Genomic DNA, 20,222 nt, shown 5'->3' with positions numbered 1-20,222 from the left:
TGCATTGTTCTAAAAATTATTTAGCAACACAAAAACACTATGATTTCAACAGGAGATATCTTTACCATTTCAAGCAAAAAAGATTTTGAAAAACTAACGCTCAAAGTTTTCAGACATCAATATGACAACAATATTGTTTATAAGAATTTTTGTAATCTTCTAAAAAAAGATAAATCTAATGTGAAATCATTATTAGATATTCCATTTCTTCCCATTCAGTTTTTTAAAAGTCATGATATTATAAGCTCCAGAGAAACTATACAAGAAACATTTACAAGTAGTGGAACAACTGGAATGCAAACCAGCAATCATTTTGTTACAGATGTTTCAATCTATGAGCAAAGTTATCGCAATGCCTTTTCTGAATTTTATGGTAATATTGAAGATTATTGCGTTTTAGCCTTACTTCCATCTTATTTAGAGCGTGAAGGCTCTTCACTAATCTACATGATTAATGATTTAATTAAAAGTAGCAACCATCCAGATTCAGGATTTTATTTAAATAATCTTGATGAATTAGCAATCAAATTAGCTGAACTAGATAAATCGGGTCAAAATGTAATTCTAATTGGTGTGACTTATGCCTTATTAGATTTGATTGAACCACATCAATTTGAGTTAAAGAACACGATTGTCATGGAAACTGGTGGCATGAAAGGCAAACGAAAAGAGATTATTCGAGAAGAGCTACATGAAATCTTATGCCAAGGATTTGGAGTTCCTGTGATTCATTCTGAATATGGCATGACCGAATTATTATCACAAGCTTACTCTTTAGGAAACGGTATTTTTGAATGTCCACCATGGATGCAGATTTTAATTAGAGATACAGAAGATGCTTTATCTTATATTGATTATGGAAAAACTGGCGGTGTAAATGTAATAGATTTAGCAAATATTAATTCATGCTCTTTTATTGCCACACAAGATTTAGGAAAAAAATATCCCAACCATTCTTTCGAAGTGTTGGGACGTTTTGACAATTCTGATATTAGAGGTTGTAATTTGATGGTTTTGTAAACTATACTACTCTAATTACATAATAATTCTTTTTCCCTTTTTGCAATAACAAGAACTGATTATTAATTAAATCATCTGTTGTTATAGCTCGTTCTTCTTTTACTTTTTCTTTATTTAAAGAAACTGCATTCTGCTTTAGTTCTCTTCTAGCTTCACCATTTGAAGCTAAAAAATTAGTTTTAGTTGCCAATGCAGCAACCATATCTAATCCTTCTTCAAAATCTTTTCTTGAAATTTCTGCCATTGGAATTCCTTCAAAAACCTCCAATAAAGCTTTTTCAGATAAAGCATTTAATCCGTCCATATCTTTGCTAAAAAAAGCATTAGAAGCAAAAATAGCACTCTCCAAATCTTCTTTTGAATGCACTAATAATGTTAGTTCTTCTGCTAATCTTTTTTGCAACACTCTCAAGTGTGGAGCTTCATTATGTTCTGCAATCAACTTAACTACTGTTTCTTCATCTAAAAATGTAAAGATTTTAATATATTTTTCAGCATCAACATCAGTCGTATTTAACCAAAATTGATAAAATTTATATGGCGATGTTTTATCAGCATCCAACCATACATTTCCACCTTCTGATTTTCCGAATTTTGAACCGTCTGCTTTAGTTATTAAAGGACAAGTCATAGCATATGCCTTAGAACGCTCTTCGTTATCTACGTTCATTCTACGAACCAATTCTGTTCCTGTTGTAATATTTCCCCATTGATCACTTCCTCCCATTTGCAACAAACAGTTATACTCTTTATTTAAATGATAGAAATCATATCCTTGAATTAATTGATATGTAAATTCTGTAAAACTCATTCCTTCTCCTCCTTCTTCTCCACTCAAACGTTTTTTTACAGAATCTTTAGCCATCATATAGTTAACCGTAATACGTTTACCTACATCACGTGCAAAATTGATAAAAGAGAAATCTTTCATCCAATCATAATTATTTACTAGTATAGGTGCTGTTTCATCTTTCGCATCAAAATCTAAAAAGCGAGATAAAACACCCTTTATACCATTAACATTATGATTTAACGTTACTTCATCTAATAAATTACGCTCATTTGATTTTCCTGATGGATCTCCAATCATTCCTGTTGCACCACCAACCAATGCAATAGGCCTATGTCCAAATTTCCTTAAATGCATTAATAAAATAATAGGAACTAAACTTCCAATGTGTAGTGAATCTGAAGTAGGATCAAAACCAATATAAACCGTTGTTGGTTCTTTTACTAATTGTTCTTCTGTTCCTGGCATCATATCATGGATAAGCCCTCTCCAACGTAATTCTTCTACTAGATTTTTCATTCTTTAAAATTTGTACAAATATAACAATTTGAATAGCATTGACAATATTCAATTGTAATTGCAATATTGAAATTTCATTAAATAAAAAATCTAATTATCTTTACAAAATGATATTAGTTACAGGTGCTACAGGATTAGTAGGTTCTCACTTACTTGTGAAATTGCTTCAAGAAAATGAGGCAGTAAAAGCCTTATATCGAAATAAGGAAAATATAGAAAAAGTAAGAAATGTTTTTCGATATAAAAATCAATTGAACTTATTTGATAAAATTAATTGGATAGAAGGCAATATAAACGACATTCCATCACTTAACAAAGCCTTTGAAAACATAAGACAAGTATACCATTGTGCTGCTCTTATTTCATTTGATCCAAATGATGAGGAAGAATTAAGAAAAACAAATATTGAAGGAACAGCAAATATTGTAAACTGTTGCATTGATTTTAAAGTTGATAAACTTTGTTACATAAGTTCTATCGCAGCTCTTGGAGACGCAAAAGAGAACGAGTACACCATAACAGAAGAAACAGAATGGAATTCAGAAAAATTTCATAGTGATTATGCTATCTCAAAATATGGAGCAGAAATGGAAATATGGAGAGGTTTTCAAGAAGGATTAAAAGTAATTATTCTAAATCCTGGAGTAATTTTTGGCTATGGTTTTCCAAAACAAGGAAGTAGTGCTTTCTTTAATTCTATAAAAAAAGGGCTTGCATTTTATACAAAAGGGAAAATAGGAATTGTTGCCGTTGAAGATGTCGTAAACTGTGCTGTAATACTAACAAATAAGAATTATAACGGCCAACGATATACTATAGTTTCTGAAAATATTACATTAGAATCTATTTTATTTACAATTGCTGATGCAATGAATACAAAAAGACCTTTTTTATATGCTAATAAAACAGTTACAAACATTGCTTGGAAATTAGACTGGCTATTATGTAAAATAACAGGAAGAAAAAGAGGCTTCACAAAAACCTCATCAAGATCATCACATTCCACTACTATTTACAGTAACTCAAAAATAACTGAAACGCTTGATTATAATTTTTTAGACATGACTAATTATCTTACTCTTTTGTCTCAAGAGTTTTAGTCAACTTCTTTTCTTTCAATAACCCACCTTTAACTCCTTCGTGTTTAATCAAAGTATCTGTTTCTGCTTTTAACTGATCAATTCTTTCTAAGACCTCTTTATGCATGTCTCGATATTTTCTAGAATCTGAAGCATAATAACGTTGATTTTGATAATAAGTAGTACTATCAATACTGTATTTTGTATAAATATATTTTTTTATTCTAACGTTATTCTCTGTTAGTTTATCTGGTAAATACGATTCCGAAGCTTGAAGTATTGCTGTATCAAACAAGATATCCACCATTACTTTCTCATCCAAAAGAGTATCAGGTTCAGGTACTGGTTTTTCTGAACAAGAGAAAAGGATAATACTAAAAATTAAAAAAGTTATTTTTTTCATCTAACATTCTTTTATTTATTCTCTTTCAAATAACAAACGTTTTGCTACTTTTACTTCTTTTATTTTCCCATTTACATGAACCAATTTCCCGTTAACAAAAGTATGTGTAACCCTAGATTTAAAATTAGTCCCTTCAAATGGAGACCATCCACATTTATACAATATATTTTCTTTCATTACATTCCATGGCAAATGTGGATTTATAATAGCTAAATCGGCATAATATCCTTCTTTAATAAAGCCTCTTTTTTCAATCTTAAATATCTTAGCTGGATTATGACACATTTTTTCCACTACTTTCTCTACTGATATTTTCTCTTTATGAACAGCCTCAAACATTGCTACAACAGCATGTTGAACAAGTGGTCCACCAGAAGGACAAGAAGTATATGGATTCTTTTTCTCTTCTAATGTATGAGGAGCATGATCTGTTGCTATAACATCTATTCTATCATCTAATAGCGCTTCCCACAAAGCATCTTTATCTGCTTCTGTTTTCACAGCAGGATTCCATTTTATAAAAGCCTTTTTAGTATCATAATCTTTATCTGAAAACCAAAGATGATGTACACAAACTTCCGCAGTGATTTGTTTCTCTTCTAACGGAATTTTATTTGTAAACAAACTCATTTCTTTCTGAGTTGACAAATGAAAAACATGAAGTCTTGCTCCTGTCTTTTTAGCCAATTCAATTGCTTTTGATGAAGACAGATAACAAGCTTCATCACTTCTTATTAAATGATGATACTTCATGGGTATATCATCACCATATTCTTCTTTATATTTTTCTAAATTTCTTTTTATAGTAGCTTCATCTTCACAATGAACTGCGATAAGCATTTTAGTTGAAGAAAATATTTTTTCTAACACTTCTTGATTATCAACTAGCATATTTCCTGTTGAAGATCCTAAAAACAATTTAATTCCAGCAACATTTCTAGGATTTGTTTTTAATACTTCTTCTAAATTATCATTTGTTCCTCCCATCATAAAAGAATAATTCGCAAATGATGTTTCGGCTGCTATTTGATATTTTTCTTCTAAAAGTTCTTGCGTAACAGCATTCGGAACAGTGTTCGGTTGTTCAATAAAAGATGTTATTCCTCCTGCAATTGCTGCTCTACTTTCCGATGCGATTGTTCCTTTATGTGTTAAACCTGGTTCTCTAAAATGAACCTGATCATCAATAGCCCCTGGAATCAAATAGCTTCCTTCTGCGTCAATAATAATACATTCTGACGATTTAGGGCTAATTTTATCTGCTATTTCTTTAATGAATTCGTCTTCAATTAACACATCTCCTTCAAAAACAACTCCTTCATTTACAATCTTTGCATTTCTAATTAAAAAGGTACTCATTATAATTTATTAAATAATTTTCTTATACGTAACATTATTACTCCAAAAACAGCTTCTCTGATTATAGAACTGCTCATTTTCGAAACTCCTTTTGTCCTATCTGTAAAGATAATTGGCACTTCAACAATATTGAATTTTTGAACATAAGCTCTATATTTCATTTCTATTTGAAACGCATAACCTATAAACTTTATTCTATCTAACTTAATATTTTCTAAAACATTTTTTTTATAACAGATAAATCCAGCAGTCGCATCGTGAATTTTCATACCTGTAATAAGCTTCACGTATATAGAAGCAAAATAAGACATTAATACTCTATTTAATGGCCAATTAACTACATTAACTCCTGTTGAGTACCTTGATCCAATGGCTACATCTGCATTTTTATCTTTACACGCTTCTAATAATCGTTCTAAATCATTTGGGTTATGAGAAAAATCGGCATCCATTTCAAAAATATACTCATATTCATTTGACAAAGCCCATTTAAACCCATGAACATAGGCTGTTCCTAATCCTGATTTTTTATTTCTGACTTCTAAAAATAATCTATCTTTATATTTAGTTTGTAGCTCTTTAACTTTTACATAAGTTCCATCAGGAGAATTGTCGTCTACAATTAAAATATGAAAAGATGTCGTTAACGAAAAAACAGCATCTATAATACTTTCAATATTTTCAATTTCATTATACGTAGGTATTACTACTATTGCTTTTGTCATTTTACAACACTTTTTCGAATGCAAAAATAAACTATTTATCAAGTTTATTTCATAATAATATTATAATAATATTAATGACATTAATTTTTGTAATTTTGCCAAACATGTTAGCAATTCAATTTCAAGATAGGATTATAAATTTTAAAGACTGGGCAACGATATTGTTTGTCCTTAGCTTTGTTATAATTGCAATTAACAAAAACATATTTGAAGTTCGTTTTAACGAATTTATAAGACTTGCAATATCTAACAAATATACTAAAATTTACAAAGACAGTAATAATGTGAGAAGCACTTTCACTGCTTCCATGTTTTTTGTGCAGTTATTTTCTTTTTCTTTTTTTATATTACTATTCCTAAAACACTTTATATTTCACGAAAACAGTGACAAAATAGTTTTTTTACAAATTTTTACTTTTTTAGGTGTTTTTATCCTATCAAAATATTTAATTGAGAAAATCATAGCTACAACCTTTAAAATGGAAGAGTTTGTAGATCAATTTAATCTTTTAAAAGTAAGTTATAGAACTTATTTCAGTTTACTACTTTTACCAATAAATATCATTCTTTTTTATAACCCCGAAACAAATAAAAGTTGGGTTTATCTTTCATTGGCTGCCATTATAATTATTACAAATTTTATTATTTACATTATAACCCTAAAAACATATCAAAATTTGGTAATTCGTAAAATATTTTATTTTATTTTATATCTTTGCACCCTTGAAATAGCACCTTACTATTTTATGTATTATTTTATTACAAAAAACTAGATCAAAACGTATGTCAAATTTAAAAGTGAAAACAATATTGGTTTCACAACCAGAGCCTAAGGTAGAGAACTCTCCCTATTTTGAACTACAAAATAAACTCAAAGTTAAAGTTGACTTCAGAACTTTTATTCACGTAGAAGGTGTCCCTGCAAAAGAAGTAAGAGCGCAAAAAATAGATTTAAAAAATTTTACCGCTATTATATTAACTAGCAGAAATTCTGTTGATCACTTCTTTAGAGTTGCAGAGGAAATGCGTTATAAAGTTCCTGAGGACATGAAATATTTCTGTCAATCTGAAGCTGTCGCATTTTACCTACAGAGATATGTTGTCTACAGAAAACGTAAAATATACGTTGGTCAGAAAGATTTTATTGATTTAGCACCTTTAATCAAAAAGTATAAAGATGAGAAATTCTTATTACCTGCTTCAGATCAGCTAAATTATGATATTCCACAAACTTTAGACAACTTGAAAGTTTCATGGACTCCAGCAATTTTTTACAGAACAATAATGAGCGACTTATCAGATTTAAAAGATGTATATTATGACATCTTAGCATTCTTTAGTCCTACAGGTATTAAATCTCTTTTCAAAAACTTTCCAGACTTTAAACAGAACAATACTCGTATTGCTGTTTTTGGAACTACAACTCAAAAAGAAGCTCTTGATAGCGGATTAAGAGTTGACATTATGGCTCCAACTCCTGGAACACCTTCTATGACAGGAGCTTTAGAAAAATACATTCTTGAAGTTAACAAAGGAAAGTAATCAAAAAGTTTATCCTATACAGAGTATATTATATAATACAAAAAAAGCGTTCTAAAATTTTAGAACGCTTTTTTTATAGACAGAATCTAATATAATTATTATAATTGAGGTCCTGCTTTAACAAGATTTTTTCCTTCAGTATTATCTGTATATTGTTCGAAATTCTTAATAAATCTAGCAGCTAAATCATTTGCTTTTTCTTCCCATTTAGAAGCCGATTCATAAGTGTCTCTTGGATCTAAAATTGCAGGGTTAACTTTATTTAACGCAACAGGAACTTCAAAATTAAATATCGGTACTGTTTTCGTTTCAACTTCTGCAATAGAACCATCTAATATAGCATCAATAATAGCTCTTGTATCTTTTATAGAAATACGTTTCCCTGTTCCATTCCATCCTGTATTAACCATATATGCTGTAGCATTATGCTCTTCCATTTTCTTAACCAATTCTTCTCCATACTTTGTTGGATGTAAAGACAAGAATGCTTTTCCAAAACATGCCGAAAAAGTAGGTTGAGGCTCTGTAACTCCTCTTTCCGTTCCTGCTAATTTAGCTGTAAACCCAGACAAGAAATAATATTTAGTCTGTTCAGGAGTTAATTTAGATACTGGAGGCATTACTCCAAAAGCATCTGCTGTTAAGAAAATTACTTTTGTTGCATGACCTGCTTTAGAAACGGGTTTAACAATATTATCAATATGATTGATTGGATATGAAACACGTGTATTTTGAGTAACAGAACCATCTGTAAAATCGATTTTACCATTAGCATCTAAAGTCACATTTTCCAACAAAGCATCTTTACGAATTGCTCTATAAATATCTGGCTCATTTTCAGCGCTTAGATCAATTGTTTTAGCATAACAACCTCCTTCAAAATTAAAAACACCATCATTATCCCATCCATGCTCATCGTCTCCAATTAATTCACGTTTAGGATCTGTAGAAAGTGTTGTTTTTCCTGTTCCAGACAAACCAAAGAAAACGGCAACATCACCATCTTTCCCTTTATTTGCAGAACAGTGCATTGATGCAACTCCTTGTAAAGGCAAGTAATAGTTCATCATAGAGAACATTCCTTTTTTCATTTCTCCTCCATACCAAGTACCACCTATTAACTGAATTCTTTCTGTTAAATTGAAAGCCACATAAACCTCAGAATTCAATCCGTGTTTTTCATAATCTTTAAAAGACGTTTTAGACGCATTCATAACTATAAAATCTGGTTCTCCAAAATTTTCTAATTCTTCTGCTGTAGGCCTAATAAACATGTTTTTAACGAAATGTGCTTGCCAAGCAACTTCCATTACAAAGCGAACTTTTAAACGAGTATTCTCATTTGCACCACAAAAAGCATCAACAACATATAATTTTTTACCTGATAATTGATTGATTGTAGTTTCTTTTAATGCATTCCAAGTATCTTGAGAAATTCCTTTATTGTCATTAACTGCTTTATCAGAAGTCCACCAAATAGTATCTTTTGTAGTATCATCTTTTACAATATACTTATCTTTAGGAGAACGACCTGTAAACTCTCCAGTCATTACATTAACAGCTCCTAATTCAGACAATTGTCCTTTTTCAAAGCCTTTTAATTCTTCTGCAAGCTCTTCTTTATATAAAAATTCATACGAAGGATTATAAATAACTTGTGATACATTTTTAATTCCATATTTCTCTAACGAAATCGATTTCGCAGGTTGGGTGTAACTGTTCATAAAAAATGAGTTATGTTGTGTTTATTTAAAGGTGTAAAATTATAAATTTAATTTTAGAATCAAGTGTTAAATGCTATTTTTTACCAAAACACTATAAAACATGTACCCCCATGAAGCAATTAAAAAAAGTCCCCCAATAGGTGTTATAGGCCCTAATACTTTTGTTTTTATTAATGTTATGCTACTTGTTGATAATAAATATATTGACCCTGAAAACAGCAAAACACCTATTAATACTAAATAAAAAATAATCATTTTCTCTTTTAAACTTAAAAAATTAGCAGTGGAAACAAACAATAGAAACAATGCATGATACATTTGATACCTTACTCCTACTTCAAAAGTAGACAAAGCTTCCGTTGTTAAACTTTTTTTTAATCCATGAGCACCAAACGCTCCTAATATTATTGCTACCAATCCTAATACAAGTGCCGTTAAAAGAATTTTCTTATCCATTAGTTCTATTTTCGTGTAAAGATAAAAAATAATAAATGAGTATTTTAAAGTTAAAGAAAAGCAATAATTCTATTTTAAACACCAACTATAAGAGATCCTTTATAACTCCACTCTCTCTAAAAAATTAACGATTCTTTTTTTAAATAAACTTTAACTTTTAGGCACTCATTCTCATATCCTTTTTTTCTAAATTGTGACCTATTTAAAATTAACTAATACATTACAATGAAAATTAATTTTGTTAAAACAAAAAAAGTCCTTTTCCCTACACTTTTAATTTGTTTGTTTTTATTCCAAAATCAAACTATAGAGGCACAAAGTAAAAGAAAGAAAGAGAAGGAGAAAGAAGCGAGCTTATTAGCTGCAAAAGCAAAAAAGCCCGAAAAAAAGACTATTGAAGAATTAGTAAAACAAAGCAAAAAAATTGAAGGCTTATTTACTATTTATCAAGACACTGTAACAGGTAGCATTCAAATGTTAATTAACGAAGACCAAATTGACAAAGAATATATTTACTTTAATCAAATTGCAGATGGTGTATCTGATGCGGGAAGCTTTAGAGGTTCATATAATGACTCAAAGGTTTTTAAGATTCAAAAGTACTTCGATAAGATAGAATTTATCACACAAAATACTTCTTATTATTTTGACCCAAACAATCCTATTTCAAAATCACAAAAGGCTAATTTGAGTGAAGGAAATATGTCTAGTGAAAAGATTTTAGCTCATGATAGTGATAAAAAATTATATTTAATATCAGCCAATGATCTATTCCTTAAAGAAACACTTTCACAAATTAAACCTTCAAGATCTCCATTAGCATCTCCACATTCCTTTTCTCTTGGAAGTTTAGATAAAGACAAAACAAAGATAAATTCGATTAGAAATTATCCTGAAAATACAGACATAGCCGTTGAATATATTTACAGCAATCAGTCTGTATTAAATGGCGGTTCTAATGCTGTGTCTGACGCAAGAAACGTAAGCATAAAAGTATATCATAGTTTAATTTCAATGCCAGAAAACAATTATGAAGTACGATTTGACGACCCAAGAGTTGGTTTTTTCACTACGCAAGTTGACGATCAAACGTCTACCTCTTCAACAGCATATAGAGATTTAGTTCACAGATGGAATTTAGTAAAAAAAGATCCTAATGCAGTATTATCTGAACCAGTAACTCCAATAACATGGTGGATTGAAAACACAACGCCTATTGAATGGAGAGAAACCATAACAGAAGGTGTATTAAAATGGAATATCGCTTTTGAAAAAGCAGGATTTAAAAATGCTATAGTTGTGAAAGTGCAACCTGATGATGCTACATGGGATGCTGGAGACATTAGATATAATGTATTAAGATGGACTTCATCTCCTAATCCTCCATTTGGTGGTTACGGACCAAGTTTTGTAAATCCAAAAACAGGAGAAATTCTAGGTGCCGATATTATGCTTGAATATGTTCACTTTACAAACAGAGTACTATATGATAAAATATTTGACTTATCTGCGTCTTCAGCAGAAGCATATCCTATATCTTTCCAAAAAAACAATCCAAAAATGTGTTCTCTAGGGCATGTTATGCATGAAAACAGAATGTTTGGTCAAGCCTTATTATCTTCAGCAGCTACTTCTGATTTAGAAATGGCTAGAATGAAAAAAGAGTCAATGATAGCATTAATCATGCACGAGGTTGGTCATACTTTAGGATTAAATCATAATATGAAAGCAAGTCATTTATTCTCTCCTGAAGAATTAAGTAATCCTGATTTTATAAAAGGGAAAGCTTTAACGGGTTCTGTAATGGATTATGCTGACATTAATATAACTTTAGACAGAACAAAACAAGGACAATACTACGATACTTCTGTTGGGCCTTATGATATTTGGGCAATACAATTTGGTTACACTCCTTTCAAATCGGAATCAGAAAAAGTTAATTTGCTTAATAAATCGACTCAACCTGAATTAATTTTCGGAAATGATGCAGATGATATGCGCGCACCAGGAAAAGCCATTGACCCAAGGGTAATGATAGGTGATTTATCAAATGATCCTATTTCTTATTCAATTGGTCGATTCAAACTTGTTGACAATATGATGAAGAATGCTAAAACAAAATTTTCAAAAACAGGCGAATCGTATCAAGAGTTAAGAAGAATTTATTATATACTTAGTAATCAGAAAAATGTTTCCGCTGGTGTTATTTCTAGATTTATTGGAGGCGTATATGTTGACAGAGCAATGTCTGGGCAAATAAATGCTACACAACCTTATACTCCTGTAAGCTTAGATGACCAAAAAAGAGCAATGAACGCATTGGAAACATACGTATTTGCTCCTGATGCATTTAAAGCACCTAATGAACTTTACAATTATTTAGCTTTACAAAGAAGAGGATATAATTTTTTCAATGGTCCTGAAGATCCAAAAATTCATAGTCAAGTATTAAGCTATCAAAATAATATTTTAAACCATATTTTACATCCTAATACTCTACAGCGTATTGTTGATTCTGAATTATATGGAAATCAATATAAACTATCAATGTTTATGACTGATTTAAACAATGCAATATTTAAAGCAGACACTAATAGTAACATCAATACATTTAGACAGAATTTACAAATTGAATATACTAATAGACTTATCAACATATTAAAAGATGATAAGAAAAACATGTATTCTAATGTTGTAAAATCTATGGCTTTATATAACATTAAAAACATCAAAAGAATGATGTCTCCTTCTACTCCTGTAGACATCTCTACAAAAGCACATAAAGAATATATCACTACTTTAATCAATAACAACTTAGAAGAGGTTAAATAAACAATATTCTATAAAAAAGACAACCGATTATCAAAAAAGATAGTCGGTTTTTTTATTTATTCTCTTATCAATTGCAAACTTATTTTTAATAAAAATATTTCAATTGTAATTCTTAAAATATTTTTTATAAATATAACATTTCACTACCTTCGTGTGATATTTTTACAAAACCTACCATGAGAAACATATTAATAATAGGTGCGGGAAGATCTGCTTCCTCATTAATAAAATATTTATTAGATAAGTCAGAGAAAGAGCAATTACAACTTACTATTGCTGATTTATCACTAGAATTAGCCGAAAAAAAAGCGAACAATCATAAAAATGCTAGAGCAATAGAATTTGATATTTTTAATGAAAAACAGCGCCATGAAGAAATTCAAAAAGCTATAATAATCATATCAATGTTACCTGCTCACATGCATATTGAAGTAGCAAAAGACTGTATTACATATAAAAAACATATGGTTACAGCTTCCTACATTAGTCCTGCAATGCAAGAATTAGATGATTTAGCTAAAGAAAATGGATTAGTTCTAATGAATGAGATCGGACTTGATCCTGGTATAGATCACATGAGTGCCATGAAAGTAATTGATGAGATTAGAGACAATGGTGGAAAGATAATGCTTTTTGAATCATTTTGTGGAGGACTTGTTGCTCCAGAAAGCGATAATAACCTTTGGAACTACAAATTCACTTGGAACCCAAGAAATGTGGTTTTAGCAGGTCAAGGTGGTGCCGCAAAATTTATTCAAGAAGGAACTTATAAATATATTCCATATAATAAATTATTTAGAAGAACTGAGTTTCTTGAAATTGAAGGATATGGTCGTTTTGAAGGATATGCGAATAGAGACTCTCTAAAATATAGAAGTGTTTACAAATTAGACAATGCCTTAACAGTTTATAGAGGAACTATTAGAAGAGTAGGATATTCAAGAGCTTGGGATATTTTAGTTCAACTTGGAATGACTGATGATTCTTATATCATTGAAAATTCTGAAGAGATGACATATCGTGAATTCACAAACTCATTTCTACCTTATCATCCTACTGACACTGTTGAAATTAAACTTAGACATGCTCAAAAAATTGACCAAGATGATATTATTTGGGACAAACTTTTAGAATTAGACATTTTTAACGGAAACAAAAAAGTAGAATTAAAAAACGCGACTCCTGCTCAAATTTTAGAAAAAATTCTTTCTGAAAAATGGACATTACAACCAGAAGATAAAGACATGATTGTGATGTATCATAAATTTGGGTATGAAATAAATGGTGAGAAAAAACAAATAGATTCTACAATGGTTTGCATAGGAGATGACCAAACCTATACCGCGATGGCTAAAACAGTTGGTTTACCTGTTGCAATTGCAGCCATCAAAATTTTAAATGGAGAAATTAAAACACCTGGTGTACAACTACCTATTGCTAAAGAAGTTTATATTCCCATTTTAAAAGAATTAGAAGAATATGGTGTTCTATTTAATGAAACTGAGAAAGAATATATGGGCTACAATCCTTTAAATGTTAGCAGCTAATTAAAAATCATTAAAATCCGAAAATTTCAATTAATTCTCGGATTTTTGTTTTAAAACAGTATTCTTTTATTTAATTTTACTTTACAAATAAAAGAATATGAAGATAAATCAGTTACAAATTGAAATTGATGGAATTGACAAAGAAATTCTACGAGATTTAATGCATGATGCTCGAAAACCTATTTTGCAAATCGCAAATAAAATTGGTATTTCTGGAGCAGCAATACATCAACGATTAAGAAAATTAGAACAAGCAGGCGTAATATCTGGTTCAAAATTCGTTATCGATATCAAAGTTTTGGGTTATTCAACCATGGCTTTTGTAGGTGTTTATCTTGACAAAGCATCTAGCAATGCAGAAGCTGTTCGCGAATTAAAAAAAATACCCGAAGTATTAGAATGTCATTATACTACTGGAAATTGGAGTATTCTTATAAAAATAATATGTAGAGATAATGAGCATTTAATGCAATTACTAAACAAAAAAATTCAAGCTATAAAAGGAGTTTCAAGAACTGAAACTTTTATTTCCTTAGATCAGCAAATTGATCGACAAATACAATTATAAAAAACTCCGATTTTAAAATCGGAGTTTTTACTTTATTTTTAATCTCTAGATCCTAAAATTCTATATGCCCAATATAAAAGTGATGCTAAAGCTCCAAGCGCTGCAACTACATAAGTTCTAGCTGCCCATTTTAATGAATCTTCTGCTCCTGCATATTCTTCTTGACTTAGCATGTTTTTATTTTTCAACCAAGCTAATGCTCTATTACTAGCGTCATATTCTACTGGCAAGGTAACAAAACTAAACGCTGTAGCAATTGCCATTAATATTAATCCTGCAACTGCAACATAAAATCCGATACTTGATTTTGAAGCAAAACCTAAAATTAATCCTCCCATTATCAACCATTGTGACATACTTGAGGAAACATTTACCATAGGAACCATTTTTGATCGCATGGTTAACCAACTATAGGCTTGTGCGTGCTGAACAGCATGTCCACATTCATGGGCAGCAACAGCCGCAGCCGCAGCATTTCTTTGATTATAAACAGCTTCTGACAAATTTACTGTTTTGTTAATCGGGTTATAATGATCTGTTAATTGCCCTGAAGTAGAAATTACTTTTACATCTCTAATCCCATTATCAGCTAACATTTTTTCTGCAATTTCAGCACCACTCATTCCATTTCTCAAATGAATTTTAGAATAATGTGCAAACTTACTTTTCAATTTTGAACTAACTAACCAACTAAAAAGAGCTATTCCTCCAATTAATATTAAATATGTAAAATCCATAGTTTTTGTTTTTATTTCTTAAAATTACAAAATAAATAACAAATTGTATTCCAATATTTTAAAGATGTCAGTTTGTCATTTTTAAAAAAATGTTAAAATTTATTTGCTTTTAATCTCTCAATTGCGACTGTTTCAATTTATGAAGCGTTCATAAGTTCTTTGTTCTTTTTTGCTTCCTCAAATAACTGTCTTCTTAAATTTTGCTCACGTTCAATACAAACCCTTCTATAAGAGTCATATTCTTTTTCTAAATCTTTCAATAGCGATTTAGAATTATTCGTTATTTTATTAGCTGCTTTAAATTTAAAAAGCAAAACAAGAGATACTAACAACGTTCCAATAAACAATGTCCACATTACAATGGAATAGTTTTTCTTATCTATTAAGAAACCTAAAAAACTAATACTTGCTTTTTCATTCAACAATACTTCATTTGATTTTTTAAGTTCATCCATTTGATTTTGCAATCCTAAAATTTTATCCTCATTCACCTTTAATTCTTTTCTAAGTGAAGCTTGTGTATTTTGTTCTTGTCGTATATAATTATTTAATGTAGATTGAAAATTACTAATTGCTCCTTTTTCAATTACTTTATAATTTTTATAGCTTGATGATACATCTAGCAATCTAGTTAAGTCATTTGATACTTTTTTACTCTTTTCTTGTGCATTTAACGATAATAAGCTAGCACAAAAAAAGCACATTACTAAAACTGATTTTCTTGTTATTTTCTTCATTGATTTAAATTTGGGGGAATTAATAAAAATTTATTTGGTTTGTTTCTTTACAAGAAAGTAAAAAACCCGATTTTATTGTATTAAATTTTAGTTTTAACGCTTTTTATAAATCTTTTTTACTTATTAAGAAGAAAAATCGAACAAAAATTATCAATAACATATTAATATCCTAGGCACAAGAATATAGAAACAAGATATTTTTATAGAAAAGAGCGACAATTATTATGTATTTATTTCTATTTTATTTATTATCTTTATTGAAACAATAAAACAAACAAACATGAAAAAAACAGTTTTAAATTTAAAAGGGACAAAAGAATTGTCGTCTAATGAGCAAAAACAAATACAAGGTGGTGTCATTAGAGATTGGGACAAATGTTGTATAAAACCAGATTCTCCTCCTTATCCTCCATACGGATGTGAGTATTGGAAATTATGTGCTGAATTTTAATCTTGTAATTTCTTAACAAGAATAAAAGAGGCTGTCTAAAAAGACAGCCTCTTTTTATGTTTATATTCTAACTATGTTCATTTCGTTTTAGGAATGTTTTAGAAGTCCAATATTTTTGTGTTTTTTTTCAAAAAGAAAATAAAATCACAAGATTAATTTCTTAAAAAAATAGCAGCTTAGAGCTAATGGAAATTTATTTGTCTTTTTTAGAAATCTCAAATTGTAGATCTATGCGTTTTATGCTTTTAACCCGTTTTAGTGTTTCTCCTTCTCTTTGCACACGTACTTTAAAGATTATATTATGCTGATTAAAACAAAAAAAAGACTGTCCAAAAAGTAATTTCCAGACAGTCTCTTTGCTTTATAAAACTCTTTTATTATCCCACTAAATTGATAATTTTTCCAGGAACAATAATTACTTTATTAGGTGTTCTTCCTTGTAATTGTGCTTGTGTTCTTTCATCTGCCATTACAATTTCTTCAATTTGCTCTTTTGTTAAATCTAAAGGCAAATTAATTTTAAATCGCATTTTACCATTAAAAGAAACTGGATATTCTTTCTCAGATTCTACTAAATATTTGGGTTCGAAAATTGGAAAAGCAACCGTTGCTATTGAACCTTCATTACCTAAAGCACTCCATAACTCTTCTGCAATATGTGGTGCATAAGGAGAAATTACGATTGCTAACGGTTCTAAAATGGCTCTATGATGACATTTTAAAGTGACCAACTCATTTACACAAATCATAAATTGTGACACTGAAGTATTGAATGAGAAATTCTCGATATCTTCTGTAATTTTTTTGATGGTTTTGTGTAACGATTTGTACATTTCAGCCGATGGCTCTTCATTGGTTACAATTGAACCGTTATCATCAAAATACAAACGCCATAATTTTTTAAGGAAACCAAAAACACCTGTTATACCTGCTGTATTCCAAGGTTTTGCTTGTTCTAAAGGCCCAAGGAACATTTCATACAAACGCAACGTATCTGCACCATATTCATTACAAATATCATCTGGATTCACTACGTTGTATTTTGATTTTGACATTTTTTCTACTTCGCGACCTACAATGTATTTACCATCCTCTAAAATGAATTCAGCATTTGCATAATCTTTATACAAAGGATGTGCTTTGAATTTTTCGATATCTAGTTCTGATGTAATATCATTAATTACTGATAAATCGGCATGGATTTTTAAAGCCTTTGGTTCAGCATCAGCCCAAACAACACTATCAGCTCCTACTTCTCTATAAGCTAATAAAATCTCTTCTTTAATTTTGTCAATTATAGGATTATTTTTATTACCTACTAAATCATCATAAATTCCTTTTGACAATAGATATGTTTTCCTTTTTGCATTTAGCGATTTTACTATTTGTGTAGTATCTTTCACTTCAGTATGTTGTTGAAGAATATAAACAAAAGCAGAATTCCCCAAAATCATTCCTTGATTAATCAACTTTTTGAACGGCTCTTCTGTTGGTGCAAAACCTCTATCTTTTAAGAACTTGTTCCAAAAACGAGCATATAATAAATGTCCGGTTGCGTGTTCGCTTCCACCTATATATAAATCTACATTTTGCCAATAGTCTAAAGCTTCCTTACTTGCAAATTCTTCTTTATTGTGAGCATCCATATAACGCATCCAATACCAAGAAGAACCAGCCCAACCTGGCATCGTATTTAATTCTAAAGGAAAAACACTAGTGTTATTTATTTTGTCATTACTTACCACTTGATTGGTTTCAGTATTCCAAGCCCAAACTGTTGCATTACCTAAAGGTGGTTGCCCATCTTCTGTTGGTAAATATTTTTCTACTTCTGGTAAAGCAATTGGCAAATATTTTTTGTCAATCATTTGTGGTAAACCATTTACATAATATACAGGAAAAGGTTCACCCCAATATCTTTGTCTCGAAAAAACAGCATCACGCAAACGATAATTTGTTTTCCCGTTACCTTGTTTTATATTTTCTAAAGCTTCAATCGCTTTTTTCGTTCCTTCTTTGTAACCTAAACCATTTAAGAAATCTGAATCTACTAATTGGAAACCCTCTTTAGCTCCAAAAGCTTCTTCCGAAATATCTTGGTCAAAAATATTTTTAATTTCAGGCATTCCATTAGTTCCTTTGAAGAAATTCGCGAAAGCATAATCACGTTCGTCACCACAAGGAACAGCCATAACTGCACCTGTTCCATAGCCTGCTAAAACGTAATCGCCAATCCAAACTGGAATTGGCTCTTTTGTAAAAGGGTGTTCAGCATGCGCCCCTGTGAAAACTCCTGAAATAGTTTTCACATCAGCCATTCTTTCTCTTTCCGAACGTTTAGCAGTTGCTTCAATGTAAGATTCAACGGCTGCTTTTTGTTCAGGAGTTGTAATTTTAGCTACCAAATCATGTTCTGGTGCTAAAGTCATAAATGTAACTCCGAAAATAGTATCAGGTCGAGTTGTGAAAACATCAATTACCTCATCATGATTTTTCACATTGAAAGAAACCATTGCTCCAACCGACTTTCCAATCCAGTTTCTTTGAGATTCTTTTAGCGATTCCGTCCAATCGATATCGTTTAACCCTTGAAGTAACCTTTCTGCATAGGCAGAAATTCGCATCGACCATTGGGTCATTTTTTTACGAATAACAGGATGACCACCACGTTCTGAAACCCCGTTTACGATTTCGTCATTGGCTAAAACGGTTCCCAAAGCTGGACACCAGTTTACTTCTGTTTCAGCTAAATACGTTAATCTATATTGTAATAGTATTTTTTGTTGTGCTGACGATGAAAATGCGTTCCACTCGCTTGCCGAAAAAGAAATAATATTATCATCACAAACTGCATTTACAGTAGCGTTTCCTTCTTTTTCGAAAATTGAAATTAAAGTTGAGATGTCTTCTGCCTTATCCGATTCGTTATTATACCAAGAATTGAATAATTGAATAAAAATCCATTGTGTATACTTGTAATAATCAGCATTTGATGTACGTACTTCTCTACTCCAATCGAATGAAAATCCGATTTTATCTAATTGCTCTCTATAACGAGCAATATTTTCTTTAGTTGTTTTGTCTGGATGTTGCCCTGTTTGAATAGCGTATTGTTCAGCAGGCAAACCAAACGAATCATACCCTTGTGGATGTAATACATTAAATCCTTTATGACGTTTGTATCGAGCTACAATATCTGAAGCGATGTAGCCTAGAGGATGTCCAACATGTAATCCGGCTCCTGATGGATAAGGAAACATGTCTAAAACATAATATTTAGGTCTTTCTGAATTATTTGTAGCAGCAAATGTTTGGTTTTCTGCCCAATATTGTTGCCATTTGGCTTCGATTTCGTTTGGATTGTATTTCATTCGTCTTTATTATTTTTGCCTAAGGACTCATGCTGTCGCAAGCTTAAGTCATTCGTCTTTATTATTTTTGCCTAAGGACTCATGCTGTCGCAAGCTTAAGTCATTTGTCTTTATTATTTTTTAATTAGAAGTCTTGCTATTATTGCAAGCGCTAATAATTTCATTTTTTATTCTGATTACAAAAATTCTTTTTGTTTCTTTTTAGCCCCGATTGTAGCGATATCCTTTTGATTTGCTTTTGTTAAATAATAGAGCCAATCAAAAGATAAAGCAGAAAGCGGGAAAATGGATTTGTAAAATTCTAATCCATTCGCTTTTAAAAATTAAGCTGCAAATTTACGTTTATTGTACGAAAGTCAAAA

At 30.5% G+C, this 20,222-nt stretch carries 17 protein-coding genes; 8 read left to right on the top strand and 9 right to left on the bottom strand.

Annotated features, from left to right (window positions below):
* Nucleotides 1-39 precede the first annotated feature (39 nt).
* The gene (locus LXD69_RS06900) at nt 40-1,020 is read left to right on the top strand and encodes a LuxE/PaaK family acyltransferase (protein WP_246918426.1); all 981 of its coding nucleotides are present in this window, start codon (nt 40-42) and stop codon (nt 1,018-1,020) included.
* A 1-nt stretch (nt 1,021) separates the two neighbouring features.
* Here the strand turns inward: LXD69_RS06900 and tyrS are convergent, their stop codons facing one another.
* Nucleotides 1,022-2,329 (bottom strand): tyrosine--tRNA ligase, encoded by a 1,308-nt coding sequence (gene tyrS, locus LXD69_RS06895; RefSeq protein WP_045969676.1) that lies wholly within the window; start codon nt 2,327-2,329, stop codon nt 1,022-1,024.
* Nucleotides 2,330-2,436: 107 nt separating this feature from the next.
* Between tyrS and LXD69_RS06890 the strand changes: the two genes are divergently transcribed.
* A complete protein-coding gene (locus LXD69_RS06890) occupies nt 2,437-3,429 on the top strand; it encodes an NAD-dependent epimerase/dehydratase family protein (protein ID WP_246918424.1) in 993 nt (330 codons plus the stop codon).
* Here the strand turns inward: LXD69_RS06890 and LXD69_RS06885 are convergent.
* The 3 genes from LXD69_RS06885 to LXD69_RS06875 are packed head-to-tail and all read right to left on the bottom strand — an operon-like array spanning nt 3,404 to nt 5,895.
* On the bottom strand, nt 3,404-3,811 hold the full coding sequence (locus tag LXD69_RS06885; protein WP_246918422.1) for a DUF4296 domain-containing protein: 408 nt from the start codon (nt 3,809-3,811) through the stop codon (nt 3,404-3,406). The genes LXD69_RS06890 and LXD69_RS06885 overlap by 26 nt on opposite strands.
* Nucleotides 3,812-3,826: 15 nt before the next feature.
* Nucleotides 3,827-5,170 carry a dihydroorotase gene (locus LXD69_RS06880; RefSeq protein ID WP_246918421.1) on the bottom strand — a complete coding sequence of 448 codons (1,344 nt, stop codon included), beginning with the start codon at nt 5,168-5,170 and terminating at the stop codon, nt 3,827-3,829.
* Nucleotides 5,170-5,895 (bottom strand): polyprenol monophosphomannose synthase, encoded by a 726-nt coding sequence (locus tag LXD69_RS06875; RefSeq protein ID WP_045969684.1) that lies wholly within the window; start codon nt 5,893-5,895, stop codon nt 5,170-5,172. The genes LXD69_RS06880 and LXD69_RS06875 overlap by 1 nt, the downstream gene beginning before the upstream one ends.
* A gap of 74 nt (nt 5,896-5,969) precedes the next feature.
* Between LXD69_RS06875 and LXD69_RS06870 the strand changes: the two genes are divergently transcribed.
* Both LXD69_RS06870 and LXD69_RS06865 read left to right on the top strand, forming a co-directional pair.
* A complete protein-coding gene (locus tag LXD69_RS06870; RefSeq protein ID WP_317236316.1) occupies nt 5,970-6,668 on the top strand; it encodes a DUF4271 domain-containing protein in 699 nt (232 codons plus the stop codon).
* Between the two features lie 10 nt (nt 6,669-6,678).
* Complete coding sequence (locus tag LXD69_RS06865) at nt 6,679-7,437, top strand: uroporphyrinogen-III synthase (protein WP_045969686.1); 759 nt, start codon at nt 6,679-6,681, stop codon at nt 7,435-7,437.
* 98 nt (nt 7,438-7,535) lie between these two features.
* On the opposite strand, the gene pckA is transcribed toward LXD69_RS06865, so the two are convergent.
* A complete protein-coding gene (pckA, locus tag LXD69_RS06860; RefSeq protein ID WP_246918420.1) occupies nt 7,536-9,161 on the bottom strand; it encodes a phosphoenolpyruvate carboxykinase (ATP) in 1,626 nt (541 codons plus the stop codon).
* 66 nt (nt 9,162-9,227) lie between these two features.
* Nucleotides 9,228-9,617, bottom strand: a complete 390-nt coding sequence (locus LXD69_RS06855; RefSeq protein WP_246918418.1) for a DUF423 domain-containing protein — start codon at nt 9,615-9,617, stop codon at nt 9,228-9,230.
* Nucleotides 9,618-9,842: 225 nt separating this feature from the next.
* Between LXD69_RS06855 and LXD69_RS06850 the strand changes: the two genes are divergently transcribed.
* From LXD69_RS06850 to LXD69_RS06840, 3 genes are all read left to right on the top strand, one after another.
* A complete protein-coding gene (locus LXD69_RS06850) occupies nt 9,843-12,449 on the top strand; it encodes a zinc-dependent metalloprotease (protein ID WP_246918415.1) in 2,607 nt (868 codons plus the stop codon).
* Between the two features lie 176 nt (nt 12,450-12,625).
* The gene (locus tag LXD69_RS06845) at nt 12,626-13,996 is read left to right on the top strand and encodes a saccharopine dehydrogenase family protein (protein WP_246918412.1); all 1,371 of its coding nucleotides are present in this window, start codon (nt 12,626-12,628) and stop codon (nt 13,994-13,996) included.
* Nucleotides 13,997-14,093: 97 nt separating this feature from the next.
* A complete protein-coding gene (locus tag LXD69_RS06840) occupies nt 14,094-14,564 on the top strand; it encodes an Lrp/AsnC family transcriptional regulator (RefSeq protein WP_045969697.1) in 471 nt (156 codons plus the stop codon).
* A gap of 38 nt (nt 14,565-14,602) precedes the next feature.
* Here the strand turns inward: LXD69_RS06840 and LXD69_RS06835 are convergent, their stop codons facing one another.
* Complete coding sequence (locus tag LXD69_RS06835; RefSeq protein ID WP_045969699.1) at nt 14,603-15,301, bottom strand: zinc metallopeptidase; 699 nt, start codon at nt 15,299-15,301, stop codon at nt 14,603-14,605.
* A 137-nt stretch (nt 15,302-15,438) separates the two neighbouring features.
* Nucleotides 15,439-16,038: a hypothetical protein gene (locus LXD69_RS06830; RefSeq protein ID WP_246918409.1), complete on the bottom strand. Its 600-nt coding sequence runs from the start codon at nt 16,036-16,038 to the stop codon at nt 15,439-15,441.
* A gap of 280 nt (nt 16,039-16,318) precedes the next feature.
* Between LXD69_RS06830 and LXD69_RS06825 the strand changes: the two genes are divergently transcribed.
* On the top strand, nt 16,319-16,489 hold the full coding sequence (locus LXD69_RS06825) for a hypothetical protein (protein WP_161794145.1): 171 nt from the start codon (nt 16,319-16,321) through the stop codon (nt 16,487-16,489).
* 377 nt (nt 16,490-16,866) lie between these two features.
* On the opposite strand, the gene LXD69_RS06820 is transcribed toward LXD69_RS06825, so the two are convergent.
* Complete coding sequence (locus tag LXD69_RS06820) at nt 16,867-19,860, bottom strand: leucine--tRNA ligase (protein ID WP_246918407.1); 2,994 nt, start codon at nt 19,858-19,860, stop codon at nt 16,867-16,869.
* Nucleotides 19,861-20,222 lie beyond the last annotated feature (362 nt).

It is taken from the genome of Flavobacterium sediminilitoris (assembly GCF_023008245.1).
In the GTDB taxonomy this organism is placed as follows: domain Bacteria; phylum Bacteroidota; class Bacteroidia; order Flavobacteriales; family Flavobacteriaceae; genus Flavobacterium; species Flavobacterium sediminilitoris.
The sequence above is the reverse complement of the archived record's forward strand: the minus strand, read 5'-3'. Positions and strand labels throughout refer to the sequence as shown.

What these genes read in the sequence shown, in the direction of transcription:
- LXD69_RS06835 (WP_045969699.1), bottom strand. Translation starts at nt 15,301, where the DNA reads ATGGATTTTACATATTTAATATTAATTGGAGGAATAGCTCTTTTTAGT.
- LXD69_RS06865 (WP_045969686.1), top strand. Translation starts at nt 6,679, where the DNA reads ATGTCAAATTTAAAAGTGAAAACAATATTGGTTTCACAACCAGAGCCT.
- LXD69_RS06845 (WP_246918412.1), top strand. Translation starts at nt 12,626, where the DNA reads ATGAGAAACATATTAATAATAGGTGCGGGAAGATCTGCTTCCTCATTA.
- LXD69_RS06825 (WP_161794145.1), top strand. Translation starts at nt 16,319, where the DNA reads ATGAAAAAAACAGTTTTAAATTTAAAAGGGACAAAAGAATTGTCGTCT.
- LXD69_RS06880 (WP_246918421.1), bottom strand. Translation starts at nt 5,170, where the DNA reads ATGAGTACCTTTTTAATTAGAAATGCAAAGATTGTAAATGAAGGAGTT.
- LXD69_RS06885 (WP_246918422.1), bottom strand. Translation starts at nt 3,811, where the DNA reads ATGAAAAAAATAACTTTTTTAATTTTTAGTATTATCCTTTTCTCTTGT.
- LXD69_RS06850 (WP_246918415.1), top strand. Translation starts at nt 9,843, where the DNA reads ATGAAAATTAATTTTGTTAAAACAAAAAAAGTCCTTTTCCCTACACTT.
- pckA (WP_246918420.1), bottom strand. Translation starts at nt 9,161, where the DNA reads ATGAACAGTTACACCCAACCTGCGAAATCGATTTCGTTAGAGAAATAT.
- LXD69_RS06820 (WP_246918407.1), bottom strand. Translation starts at nt 19,860, where the DNA reads ATGAAATACAATCCAAACGAAATCGAAGCCAAATGGCAACAATATTGG.
- LXD69_RS06875 (WP_045969684.1), bottom strand. Translation starts at nt 5,895, where the DNA reads ATGACAAAAGCAATAGTAGTAATACCTACGTATAATGAAATTGAAAAT.
- tyrS (WP_045969676.1), bottom strand. Translation starts at nt 2,329, where the DNA reads ATGAAAAATCTAGTAGAAGAATTACGTTGGAGAGGGCTTATCCATGAT.
- LXD69_RS06830 (WP_246918409.1), bottom strand. Translation starts at nt 16,038, where the DNA reads ATGAAGAAAATAACAAGAAAATCAGTTTTAGTAATGTGCTTTTTTTGT.
- LXD69_RS06900 (WP_246918426.1), top strand. Translation starts at nt 40, where the DNA reads ATGATTTCAACAGGAGATATCTTTACCATTTCAAGCAAAAAAGATTTT.
- LXD69_RS06890 (WP_246918424.1), top strand. Translation starts at nt 2,437, where the DNA reads ATGATATTAGTTACAGGTGCTACAGGATTAGTAGGTTCTCACTTACTT.
- LXD69_RS06855 (WP_246918418.1), bottom strand. Translation starts at nt 9,617, where the DNA reads ATGGATAAGAAAATTCTTTTAACGGCACTTGTATTAGGATTGGTAGCA.
- LXD69_RS06840 (WP_045969697.1), top strand. Translation starts at nt 14,094, where the DNA reads ATGAAGATAAATCAGTTACAAATTGAAATTGATGGAATTGACAAAGAA.
- LXD69_RS06870 (WP_317236316.1), top strand. Translation starts at nt 5,970, where the DNA reads ATGACATTAATTTTTGTAATTTTGCCAAACATGTTAGCAATTCAATTT.